Origin of the sequence: Entomomonas sp. E2T0 (genome assembly GCF_025985425.1) — a bacterium.
Lineage (GTDB): Bacteria > Pseudomonadota > Gammaproteobacteria > Pseudomonadales > Pseudomonadaceae > Entomomonas.
In genome coordinates this window covers 1,041,278-1,053,307 of record NZ_CP094972.1, presented here as the reverse complement: position 1 = coordinate 1,053,307, position 12,030 = coordinate 1,041,278, and the positions used below count along the sequence as shown (strand labels likewise).

General features: G+C 35.4%; 11 protein-coding genes, 3 tRNA genes and 1 other RNA gene. 7 read left to right on the top strand and 8 right to left on the bottom strand.

The window, feature by feature from the left end; translation table 11 throughout:
- Positions 1-70: 70 nt before the first annotated feature.
- From hpaA to epsC, 3 genes are all read left to right on the top strand, one after another.
- Complete coding sequence (hpaA, locus tag MTZ49_RS05120; protein WP_264747285.1) at positions 71-997, top strand: 4-hydroxyphenylacetate catabolism regulatory protein HpaA; 927 nt, start codon at positions 71-73, stop codon at positions 995-997.
- Positions 998-1,127: 130 nt separating this feature from the next.
- On the top strand, positions 1,128-2,678 hold the full coding sequence (gene hpaB / locus MTZ49_RS05115) for a 4-hydroxyphenylacetate 3-monooxygenase, oxygenase component (protein WP_264747284.1): 1,551 nt from the start codon (positions 1,128-1,130) through the stop codon (positions 2,676-2,678).
- A 183-nt stretch (positions 2,679-2,861) separates the two neighbouring features.
- The gene (gene epsC / locus MTZ49_RS05110; RefSeq protein ID WP_264747283.1) at positions 2,862-3,800 is read left to right on the top strand and encodes a serine O-acetyltransferase EpsC; all 939 of its coding nucleotides are present in this window, start codon (positions 2,862-2,864) and stop codon (positions 3,798-3,800) included.
- A 53-nt stretch (positions 3,801-3,853) separates the two neighbouring features.
- On the opposite strand, the gene ffs is transcribed toward epsC, so the two are convergent.
- From ffs to MTZ49_RS05085, 5 genes are all read right to left on the bottom strand, one after another.
- An RNA gene (gene ffs / locus MTZ49_RS05105) (signal recognition particle sRNA small type) lies at positions 3,854-3,950 on the bottom strand.
- Positions 3,951-4,098: 148 nt separating this feature from the next.
- On the bottom strand, positions 4,099-5,445 hold the full coding sequence (hslU, locus tag MTZ49_RS05100) for an ATP-dependent protease ATPase subunit HslU (protein WP_264747282.1): 1,347 nt from the start codon (positions 5,443-5,445) through the stop codon (positions 4,099-4,101).
- A gap of 46 nt (positions 5,446-5,491) precedes the next feature.
- Positions 5,492-6,019 carry an ATP-dependent protease subunit HslV gene (gene hslV, locus MTZ49_RS05095; protein ID WP_264747281.1) on the bottom strand — a complete coding sequence of 176 codons (528 nt, stop codon included), beginning with the start codon at positions 6,017-6,019 and terminating at the stop codon, positions 5,492-5,494.
- Between the two features lie 525 nt (positions 6,020-6,544).
- Positions 6,545-6,621 (bottom strand) — tRNA-Met (locus MTZ49_RS05090).
- Between the two features lie 169 nt (positions 6,622-6,790).
- The gene (locus tag MTZ49_RS05085) at positions 6,791-7,003 is read right to left on the bottom strand and encodes a cold-shock protein (RefSeq protein ID WP_264747280.1); all 213 of its coding nucleotides are present in this window, start codon (positions 7,001-7,003) and stop codon (positions 6,791-6,793) included.
- 289 nt (positions 7,004-7,292) lie between these two features.
- Here MTZ49_RS05085 and MTZ49_RS05080 point away from each other — a divergent pair, with 289 nt between their 5' ends.
- Positions 7,293-7,727, top strand: coding sequence for an META domain-containing protein (locus tag MTZ49_RS05080; RefSeq protein ID WP_264747279.1), 435 nt, complete (start codon positions 7,293-7,295; stop codon positions 7,725-7,727).
- Positions 7,728-7,751: 24 nt separating this feature from the next.
- Here MTZ49_RS05080 and MTZ49_RS05075 read toward each other — a convergent pair whose 3' ends face one another.
- The 3 genes from MTZ49_RS05075 to MTZ49_RS05065 all read right to left on the bottom strand — a co-directional run bounded on the left by MTZ49_RS05075 (position 7,752) and on the right by MTZ49_RS05065 (position 9,445).
- Positions 7,752-8,003: a YfhL family 4Fe-4S dicluster ferredoxin gene (locus tag MTZ49_RS05075; RefSeq protein ID WP_264747278.1), complete on the bottom strand. Its 252-nt coding sequence runs from the start codon at positions 8,001-8,003 to the stop codon at positions 7,752-7,754.
- Positions 8,004-8,064: 61 nt separating this feature from the next.
- Positions 8,065-8,550 (bottom strand): pantetheine-phosphate adenylyltransferase, encoded by a 486-nt coding sequence (gene coaD / locus MTZ49_RS05070; protein ID WP_264747277.1) that lies wholly within the window; start codon positions 8,548-8,550, stop codon positions 8,065-8,067.
- A gap of 88 nt (positions 8,551-8,638) precedes the next feature.
- Positions 8,639-9,445, bottom strand: a complete 807-nt coding sequence (locus MTZ49_RS05065) for a DODA-type extradiol aromatic ring-opening family dioxygenase (protein ID WP_264747276.1) — start codon at positions 9,443-9,445, stop codon at positions 8,639-8,641.
- 267 nt (positions 9,446-9,712) lie between these two features.
- On the opposite strand from MTZ49_RS05065, the gene MTZ49_RS05060 reads away from it, so the two are divergent.
- The 3 genes from MTZ49_RS05060 (at position 9,713) to MTZ49_RS05050 (ending at position 12,028) form a co-directional block, all read left to right on the top strand.
- Positions 9,713-9,788, top strand: a tRNA-Val gene (locus tag MTZ49_RS05060).
- Between the two features lie 8 nt (positions 9,789-9,796).
- Positions 9,797-9,873: transfer RNA gene (locus tag MTZ49_RS05055), tRNA-Asp, on the top strand.
- A 1,258-nt stretch (positions 9,874-11,131) separates the two neighbouring features.
- The gene (locus MTZ49_RS05050; RefSeq protein WP_264747275.1) at positions 11,132-12,028 is read left to right on the top strand and encodes a hypothetical protein; all 897 of its coding nucleotides are present in this window, start codon (positions 11,132-11,134) and stop codon (positions 12,026-12,028) included.
- Positions 12,029-12,030: the final 2 nt, after the last annotated feature.

The window sequence follows — 12,030 nt, the reverse complement described above, 5'->3', positions numbered from 1 at the left end:
TAAAAATAACATTGACTATTAATAAATAAAAAAGAATAGTATTAATAGCAAATTAATGGGCTTTATTACAATGACTCAAAAAATACCCAAACTATCACAGATTCCTATTCTTGATCTCTTTGATGTTTATGATCAACGATATGCTGGAGCAGACTTTCATTATGAGTCTCATCGTAGTTTCTCTCGGTTTTTTAGTCGTAATGTAGCTATTCACCGTCATGATCGCCTTTTTCAAATTCATTACTTACTTAATGGTATGGTGCATGTTCAACTAGATGATTTGTTCTATCGTTTAGAAGGACCTATGATTTTCTTCACACCACCAGGTGTACCCCATGCTTTTACCAGTGATAAAGATACAGAAGGACATGTTATAACAGTTAGGCAACCATACGCTTGGCAACTGTTTAATAACCGCCCTGATTACAACAACCTTAGTTTTAATCTTAGAAAACCTTTATGTATTGATCTAGCCAATCCACAAATGGATTTAGTGGAAGATGCTAAGCAATTAAATATATTATTTGAAATAGCTGCTAATGAATTTAAAAATAATAAACCAAATTATCAACTTACGATGCCAGCTCTTATCCAATTAATATTTATTACCCTATTTCGTTTTACTGATAGTAATCATCCTAACTACACCGTTCAACGGCAAGACCTACAACTATTTTATCGATTTAATGAATTATTAGAAAAGCACTATAAAGAACATTGGCAACTTACCCAGTATGCTAATGAATTAGGGATGACTACCGCTCGCCTCCACTTAATCTGCCAGCGAATGGCTGGCATTAGCCCGAAACAACTAATAGTAGAACGACTACTACAAGAAGCAAAACGTTTACTGATTCACAGCCAACTTACTGCTAATGAAATTTGCTTTACATTGGGCTTTAAAGATCCTTCTTATTTTTCTAGATTTTTTAACAAATATACAGGATTTACTACTAAAGATTATCGTCTATCCCATCATTATCAAACTATTAAATAAACCTTTCTCTTATCAACAACCTTAAGAAAAGTACCATTTTTTAGCTATAAAACTACCTTTACTCCCATTCATAGACTCATCATGATAGTGCCTTACATAAAAACAATAATGTGTACTGGAGAAAATAATTATGAAATTAGACGGTAACAAACGTCCTTTAAATGGTGAAGAATACTTAGCAAGCTTACGTGATGGTCGCGAAGTTTATATTTATGGTAAACGAGTAGATGATATCACTACTCACCCAGCTTTTCGTAATTCAGCAGCTGTAGTAGCACAAATGTATGATGCACTACATGACCCAAAAACAAAAGATGAACTATGCTGGGAAACGGATACAGGCAATGGTGGTTACACCCATAAATTCTTTAGAATAGCTAAAACAGCAGATGATTTGCACCAACAACGTGACGCTATTGCAGGATGGGCAAGAATGTCCTATGGCTGGATGGGACGTACTGCTGATTATAAAGCAGCCTTTGGTTGTGTCTTAGGTGCTAACCCTGAGTTCTATGGAAAATTTGCAGACAATGCACGTCTTTGGTACAAACGTATTCAAGAAAATTGTTTATATTTTAACCACGCTATTGTAAATCCACCTATTGACCGTAATAAGAGCATTGATCAAGTGAGTGATGTATTTATGCGTGTAGTGGAAGAACGTGCAGATGGCATAGTGGTTAAAGGTGCCAAAGTAGTTGCCACTAACTCTGCATTAACTCACTATAACTTTATTGGTTTTGGCTCTGCCTCAATTGTGGGTGATAACCCTGATTTTGCTTTAATGTTCCTTGCTCCAATGAATGCTAAAGGGGTAAAACTTATTTGTCGTACCTCTTATGAATATATAGCAGGCGCTATTGGCTCACCCTTTGATTACCCATTATCAAGCCGCTTTGATGAAAATGATGCAATTCTTATTTTAGATAATGTATTTATCCCTTGGGAAGATGTACTGGCTTATAAAGATTATGATCGTTGCCGTCGTTTTGCAACCGATGGCGGCTTTGCTAGGCTATACCCTATGCAAGGCTTAACTCGGCTAGCTGTTAAGCTAGATTTTTTAAGTGGTTTATTAGTTAAAGCTCTGGAGTGCACAGGGGCTATAGAATTTCGTGGTGTCTCGGCACAAGTAGGGGAAGTCATAGCTTGGCGTAACTTATTCTGGTCGTTAACTGATGCCGCATACGGTGCCCCAGAGTTACAAAGTAATTGGAGTACACCTGCCATGCTACCTAGTAACCAAGCATTACAAGTGTATAGAAATATGGCGCCATTAGCTTATCCAATTATTAAGAAAATTATTCACCAAACGGTAGCTAGTGGTATGATCTATTTACCCTCTGGTGTAAAAGATTTTGAAAACCCTGAGTTAGATAAATACTTAAGTGTTTATTGTCGTGGCTCTGAAGGAATGGGACATAGAGAACGGATTAAAATTCTTAAATTACTATGGGATGCTATCGATAGTGAGTTTGGTGGTAGACACGAGGTATACGAAGTTAACTATGCAGGCAACCAAGATGATGTGCGCTTACAAACGCTTGGTTATGCAAGAAGTAATGGTAATTTAGCTGCAATGAAAGGCTTAGTTGAAAAATGCATGTCTGAGTATGATGAAAAAGGCTGGACAGTGCCTTATTTGACTAACCCAGATGATATCAACGCATTACCTAAATAACACAACCCTCTAACCATTCACTGAGCTATTTAATAGACAGTGAATGGCTTTCCTCTTCTCTGTCAATTCACATTCCATATCATTAAAAATTAATCATAAAATTATTAACCACTACTTAACAATTTTGTTTATCATTATCATCTTTGTTATTCAATAGCATTCGTTTGTTGAACGGAGCAACTAATGGTTATTAAAACATACAACACCTACTGCAAAGCCACTCCCTCTTGGAATTTACAAAAAATAGTAAGTGAATTACGAGAGGTACGCAATGAATGGCGCACTAATCATGGTAGGACACGTAACGCAGGCAGAGAATTACCTTCTCGAACTATTATGAGTGAGATTATCGACACTATCACTCGCGCCCTGTTTCCTATGCGTTTAGGCCCATCTGATCTAAGAGAAGAAAGTGAAGATTTCTATGTTGGTCATTCTTTGGATGCTGCTTTGAATGCTCTGCAAAATCAAGCCTATCTTGAGCTTTGCTACAATGCAAAATATCAGGGTACAACCATAGAAGATGTTCATACCCAAGCGACCTCCATTGTTCAAGAATTTGCTTTTGCACTACCTAATATTCGTAAGTTATTAGATACAGATGTTATTGCAGCCTACAACGGTGATCCAGCCGCTCGTAGTGTAGATGAAGTATTACTCTGCTATCCTGGTGTATTGGCTATTATCTACCACCGCCTTGCTCATTATCTCTATACAGTTGGTTTAACCTTATTAGCGAGAATTACAGCAGAGTTAGCCCACTCAGCCACAGGCATAGATATTCATCCAGGCGCCACTATTGGAGAAAGCTTCTTTATTGATCATGGTACAGGCGTGGTTATTGGAGAAACCTGTGTGATTGGTAATCGAGTACGTATTTATCAGGCCGTTACTTTAGGTGCTAAACGATTTACTGCTGATGAGTCAGGTAACTTACAGAAAGGTTATCCTCGTCACCCTATTGTAGAAGATGATGTGGTTATTTATGCGGGTGCTACTATTTTAGGCCGAGTTACCATAGGCAAAGGCTCTACAGTAGGAGGTAATGTTTGGTTAACTAAGAGCATTCCTGCTAATAGCAGCATTACTCAAGCTAGTACACTAAATGAAGCTTGTTGTTAATAGGTAGACATAAAAAAGCGCTCATCTGAGCGCTTTTTAAATTTAGGTGGCTCCTCTATCAGCCGCACCCCGGCACATGAGTTCACTACTATGGCTGCTTCCTTCCGGATCTGACCAGGTTGATAGTTAATCATTGCGAGGGGACCGATAGAGTCGCCATTAATCGGTAATAAAAAACTGTGTGGTGCATTCTACTGATTTATTGAGAAGTTACAAGTCAAATTTACAGTTTTTTATAATAAATATGATGTGATTGGCATAAATTACAGACCATCAAACGATGGTCTGTATTAACTATTTAGAGGATATAGCGAGATAAATCTTCATCTTGCGCTAACTCACCTAAATGTTCATTCACATAAGCTGCATCAAGTATTATTGGTTTATCATCTTTAGTGGCTAAATCTGTTGCACTAAAAGATACTTCCTCTAATAACCTTTCTAACAAGGTATGTAATCGACGAGCGCCTATATTTTCCGTCTTTTCATTCACTTGCCAAGCAATCTCAGCAATACGATTAATGCCATCTTCTTTAAAATCTATATTTAAACCTTCAGTTTTTAAGAGCTCAACATATTGCTTAGTTAATGAGGCATGTGGCTCCGTTAAAATACGCTCAAAATCATTAGGCGTTAATGCTTTTAACTCTACCCGTATTGGTAAACGACCTTGCAACTCAGGCACTAAATCACTTGGCTTAGCTAAATGGAAAGCACCAGAAGCAATAAACAGAATATGATCTGTTTTTAACATACCTAATTTGGTATTAACGGTACAACCTTCAATTAGAGGTAATAAGTCACGCTGCACACCTTCACGAGAAACATCGGCACCACCAACATTGCCACGTTTAGCCACTTTATCAATTTCATCGATAAAGACAATACCATTTTGCTCAACAGCTTCTAAAGCTTTGGCCTTTAGCTCTTCTTCATTAACCATGCTTGCAGCTTCTTCATCACGCAGAATTTTACGAGCATCTTTAATTTTCAATTTCTGTGTTTGTCGCTTACCCTTATTCATACCAGAGAATAAGTTTTGCAACTGACTGGTCATTTCTTCCATACCTGGTGGTGACATAATCTCAACACCAACGGGTACAGCAGCTACTTCTATTTCAATTTCCTTATCATCTAACTGACCTTCACGTAGACGTTTACGGAATAATTGACGGGTATTAGAATCACTTCCAGCAACAGCCTCTTGCTCAAAACCACTACTTGCAGAACGGGCAGGTGTTAATAATGCATCTAGAATACGTTCTTCTGCCGCATCCTCTGCCCTATGATTAACACGTTGTATTTCCTGCTCACGGAGCATTTTGATAGCTGCATCAGCTAGATCACGAATAATCGACTCAACATCACGACCAACATATCCCACTTCAGTAAACTTAGTAGCCTCTACTTTTACAAAAGGAGCATTGGCTAAACGTGCTAAACGACGGGCAATTTCGGTTTTACCAACCCCTGTAGGGCCAATCATTAAAATATTCTTAGGGGTTACTTCTGTTCTTAATTCAGCAGGCAACTGCATACGGCGCCAGCGATTACGTAATGCAATAGCTACTGCTCGCTTAGCCTCATCTTGACCGATAATAAAACGATCTAGTTCATGAACGATTTCACGGGGTGTCATGGACATTTTTTAACTCCATATCCTTATTAATAGCTAACACTATTAATATATTTTAATTACAGTCAAGTTCTTCAATAGCTAAATTTTGATTTGTATAAATACAAATACTGCCTGCAATATTCAATGCAGTTTCAGCTATTTCTCTAGCTGACATCTCAGTATGCATAAGTAATGCTTTAGCTGCTGCTTGTGCATAAGGACCACCTGATCCCATAGCAATTAAACCATCTTCTGGGTCTAACACATCGCCATTACCTGTTAGAATAAGTGAAGCATCTTTATTAGCCACTGCTAACATAGCTTCTAAACGACTTAATGAGCGGTCAGTACGCCAATCTTTAGTCAATTCAACAGCCGCTCGTACCAAATGACCTTGGTGTTTTTCCAGCTGTGCCTCAAAACGTTCAAATAAGGTAAAAGCATCTGCAGTAGCACCAGCAAAACCAGCAATAACTTGTCCATGATATAAACGGCGTACTTTCTTAGCATTACCTTTCATTACAGTATTGCCTAAAGAAACTTGACCATCGCCGCCCATAACCACTTTGCCATTACGGCGAATAGAAACGATAGTGGTCAAAGGAAAACCCTCCAATCTAATGAGAAAATTGTTATTTCTTCTATATGGGGATAAACTAATAAGGCTTCAAGTTTACCCATCAAGAATAAGTTACATAATATTTATTAATCCGCTATTAATTTGCCTTACTACACTTGTTACAATCCCTTCATGATTCAATCTAATCTATAAGAGAAGTTGTGTATAAACAAATAATACAAAACAAACCATTATTTATATCAATAAATCTGACGACATTACTGCTGTCTTTCAATAATATATTGTTAGCATAGGTACCAGCGATATACTCTAAATAGTTTAGAAACTGATGAAGAAGAAGTTCATTTGGTATGCTTTCACTATTGATGATAATTCTTTTATTATTACTTTCTGCAGAAATCACCAGGAAAAGTTATTAACAACTTGAGATACTACTGTTTATCTCATTCTATAAATAAAAAGGCATACCTAAAACTCTAGGTATGCCTACAAAAAATAACAGAGTGCAAAATAAAAAACCTTCTTAGTATAAGAAGGCTTTCAATATGGTAGCAACGAGTGGACTTGAACCACCGACCCCAGCATTATGAATGCCGTGCTCTAACCAACTGAGCTACGTTGCCATTAAAGAGGGCGTTATTATTCTCATCTAGAAGGATTATGTCAAGCCCCTAATAATAAAATTTCAGTAAACTGACAAAATAAGTGATTAATTATTCTTTTTTAGTCCGGCCATAAAAAAACCTCCTAAAAAGGAGGCTTTAAATACTATGCAAATATAGGTAATACAAATTAGCCAATAAGTTGAACTTGATCAGCTTGCATTCCTTTTTGACCCTCAGTAGCAACGAAGCTAACTTTTTGTCCTTCTTTTAACGATTTAAAACCTGTGCCTTCAATAGCACGGTAATGAACGAATAAATCAGGACCAGCGTCTTGAGAAATAAAGCCAAAGCCTTTTTCATTATTAAACCATTTGACAGTACCGTTTTGACGGTTAGACATGCCTAAACTCCTTGAAACTATACAAACTTTACGCCACACTAACGAATTAATGCGCACTTCTATAACCGAGTGCAAGGAGTTATACAAGTCATTCAAACGAACTGTAAGAATTGTCACTAGGCGACTTCCAAGCTCCATACAAACTCAGTATTATTACTCTACCCTAACTCAATAAAAAAAGCTAAAGATAATATTATTTTAATATTAGCCATTAGTCTAATAAACTGTTACAAATAACCTAACTATATAATAGTTAAAATTTTTTTATGAAATTTAAAGGATACGATTTATGACAAGACTATTACTTTTACTCATGATTACCATGAGCGCCTGTTCATCTATGCAAAATAATCAAGTTTTATCACCCACATTACAGCTACAAACAAGCTATCGAGTGGAGTGGATTGGTGAACGTCCCTTAATGGATTACAGCTACCTTAATATCGTTCTAGATCAAGATAATAAAGCCTATGGTTTAGCTGGTTGTAATTATTGGTCTACCAACTATCAACTACAAGGTAACAAACTAACTTTTGACAACTCTATCAGCGTCACTAAAAAAGATTGCGCACCTGCACTGATGGAACAAGAACAACGTTTTTTAAATGCTTTAAAAACTATTAAATCTTGGGATTTTTCAGACATTCAACAATTGCAGCTATGGCCTGAAAATGGACAGCCAATAAAATTATGGGCAGAAGAAAAACAAGACAAGCGATCATAACAATGATCGCTTAATAATAAGCAACTAAGCTTTTTCAGTTAATTTAATATACTTTTCCATTAACTGTTCTTTTGTTTCCTGATTATTAGGATCAAGCGGTATACAATCTACTGGGCATACTTGCTGACACTGTGGTTCATCATAATGTCCAACACACTCTGTACAACGCTTAGGATCTATTACATAAATCTCTTCGCCCTGAGAAATGGCTTCATTAGGGCATTCAGGCTCACACACATCACAATTGATACAGTCATCAGTAATGATTAATGACATAACAACTCCTATCAACTTTAAGTTGATAACTTACTTCAAGACCATGTTATTTTAACATAAACTACTGAGAAAACTTCACTTTTAGAGCTTTCTCAACTTCTGGCGGTACAAACTTACTGATATCGCCACCAAGGGAAGAAATTTCTCTAACAAACGTAGAAGAAATATAAGAAAACTTTTCAGATGGAGTTAAAAATAGACTTTCCAAAGTAGGTACTAAGGCTCTATTCATATTAGCTAACTGAAATTCATACTCAAAATCAGAAATAGCACGCAACCCTCTGATTAAAGTACTAATTCCTTGCTCACACATAAAATGTGCTAATAGACAAGAAAAACCTATAACCTCAACATTATCAAGGTGCTTGGTCACCTCTCTAGCTAGCGACACACGCTCCTCTAAAGAAAATAACGGCTTCTTTTTTGGACTTTCAGCAACAGCAATAACAATATGATCAAACATCCTTGCCGCACGCTCAACAATATCCACATGTCCACAGGTAATAGGATCAAAGGTTCCTGGATAAACTACTTTATGTTTGGGCATGGAAAGCTTCCCATAACTAGTTGGCTAAAGCGCGCATAGTAGCCCAGATCAAGCTTTAAGCCAAGTATTTTCATACTAACTATTAAAACTAACCAAAGCGAAATGCTGAAAAAGATAACTCTCCAACCTTACCTGAATAAATACAATGGCCTTTATCACTATCACCTGCCCCCACTGCTACCATTAACGGTAATAAATGCTCTTCCCTAGGATGCGCTATACGCGCATAAGGGGCTTCCTGCCAATAACATAATAACCTATTACGCTTATCTATATCATCTTCCTCAAGTGTTGCTATTAACCATTCATTAAATACCTGCGAGGCTGTAGCGGCTAACTCTCCATTCCAAACACCTAAATTATGATAACTCATACCACTACCCACAATTAATACTCCTTCTTTACGTAAAGGTGCCAATACCTTACCTAAATTAATATGAGTCTGTGGATCCAAACCTTTCTTTAATGATAATTGCACAATAGGAATATCCGCATCAGGGTAAATCACCTTAAAAGGAATAAATACACCATGATCTAATCCTCGCTGATTATCCGTCTGCACACTAATACCTGTACTTGATAACAACTGCATAAGACCTGTTATTAAGTGCTCATCACCTTTAACAGGGTAAGTTAATTGGTAAGTATAGGGAGGAAAACCATAATAATCATAATATAAAGTATGATTTATCACTGTATTAACTGTAAACTCAGGCTCTTCCCAGTGCCCTGAAATAATCAATATAGCTTTTGGTTTTGCTGGTAATTTTCTAGCTAAGCCAGCCAAAAAATCTTGCATACTCTGCCAAACATTACCCCCTGCTGACCAATCCATAAAAAAACAAGGGCCACCACCATGGGGAATAAATAATGAAGGTTGATAGTTATTTGTCATTATCAAATACTCATCTAAAATTAAGCATTCTCTTTTATATAGATTAATATTCACTTTCCAAGTATTTTTTAATAATGATTTATAAAATCATTTATTAAAATGCTATAGTAGTTGCAAATACTCTATAAACTCATACAAATTAATTTAAAAACAATAACTAAATTAATAAATTATCCTTTTAAAATAAAATAATTTAAACTTTTTTCAAAATAGGTCTTGCATATTTTTTCTGTTACCCGTAGAATGCGCGACACTTTCGGAGACGAAGGGTGGTTAGCTCAGCTGGGAGAGCATCTGCCTTACAAGCAGAGGGTCAGCGGTTCGATCCCGTTACCACCCACCAATTACCACGCAGCGGTAGTTCAGTTGGTTAGAATGCCTGCCTGTCACGCAGGAGGTCGCGGGTTCGAGTCCCGTCCGTTGCGCCATTATAAAAAGGTTAGTAATTCATTTTACTAACCTTTTTTCATTTAAGAGCTTTTGTTAATCCCTATTTTAGCCCCTATCATTTATTTTAACCACACTAAATAATTTCTTATTCTGTGGTTATAAAATAAAAGGGGATAACTTTTAATTACCCCTCTTTAGTTAATAATTTTATAGTGGTGACTGTGGTTCTAGTTTATTACCATAGATATGGGATTTAATTTATAAGCCATTCACATTCCAGTTCTTGTCTGTAATTTAGCTTTAGTATCTGCGTTCTTTTATGTAACATGCTTGATTAACAAAATTTTATATTCTCCTATATTAATTCTACAAAAGTAAAAAATAGGCTTAAAATTGATAGTTTGTATATATTTCTATCTTTTATGTACTTCTTTTTATTGGTATTTATGATTATTTAATGCAAAAAATTTATCATGCTCACTTTTAACTGCTTTTGTCAAGCATCTCCAAAAAAGAGTTTAAATAAAATTACTTTTTAAATAACAATATATTAAATTCTGGATTATTCTAATTTATTTAAATTATAGCTTTCAATTAGTTCACATATATTAAAAATAAATAAATGATTTTCATGAATATTTTTTTAAGATTTTGTCTACTTACGCTAGGGCACAATAAATTTTCAGCTTTTACAAATTTCATTGATCTATATTAATAAATAAATGATGCAATAGTACCAATTAAACTAAAGTCGTATTTTTGCATAGTAAAAAAAAAACATACGATAGTTTAAGAGTTTCAATTACAAGTAATGAAAGTTTTGAGATTCTATACTGCGACGTTATTAAAAATTTAAATAAAAATAAGAAAATAGAGAGGATAAATAATGATTCATAGCATGAAGTTATTAAGATTAGAATATTTTGCGTTGTTTTGGATTAGTATTTTTTTAACGTACGAATTTTCGAATAACATCAATTGGTGGCAGTTTTTAATATTGTTTTTTAGCATAGATATTTTAAGTTATTATCCTGGACGTATTTGGAGTTTACTTACACAAAACGATACCCCACCACGCGTTTTCTACATAATCTACAACTGTTGTCATAACTTTTCTGTATTAGTTTTAGTCAGTCTAATTTGGCTATATTTTTTCAAAGATAATTATAGTTTTTTAGCTTTATTTGTACATATTTCAATTGATAGAGGAGTATTAGGCAATTTTCCAAAAGTGGTATCTGATGAATTCAAAAAAACAACTTTTTCTTAAATTAAAAATAATAAAGGTGAATGCATATGAAGTTAATAGCTCAAGCATCAACAACTGAAATGAAAGCCGTAGATTGGGGATTAGATAATTGGTTTGATGAGCAAATAAACGTAACGAATAATTATCAGACAAATTTTGCAGATGATCCCAAGCTTACTTATCAACAAGGGCCATTAAGAGAATCTATTATTAGGGAGTTAGCGTTTAAATCAATTTGTGAATATGAAGCAACAAAAGGTTTGTTGCTATTAGCGGATAAAGCACCAAATTATGTTGACTTTGATTATTTACTAACTCAAATATTTGATGAGGGCGTACACGCTAAATTATTCAGAGAACATCTAATAAGAATAGGTTTTTCTAGTTCCAAAGAAGTTGCAAAACAAATGGAAGATCTTCTTCAAGATCACTTAAAAAACATAATAACTCCATTGAGAGCTTACTTTGATAAATGGGTGACTGATAAAAATAATTATTTAGCTGGCGTGTTGATTATAACTGTTGTGTTAGAGGGAGTTTTAGCTCCTACTTCTGAGTTAAGTGAGGTGAAGTGGTATCCTTTTGATAGAACAGCATCCGCCATACAAGCAAGAGCAAATGTTGATGAGTTAAGGCATTTAACAGTTTGTGCCAATATAGTTAAAGAGCAGATTGAATCAGATAATACGCTTAAAGCAGTAGCTCATGAATGCATTAATGAGGGGCTGGCATTATGGCATGAAGTATCTTTCAGTGATTTTTATGTTGAACGCGAAACTTTGTATCAACAAGGTATGGAGCAGCATAAATCTTTGATAGAGGGTTATGAATTGTATGATGGTTTATTACTATCAGAATCTACTGTTGAGTCTCGTTTAGAGCTATCAAATTATCTGGTAAACGAAATGCAACAGTCACGTTTGAAATATATGGGGCTACTTTAATA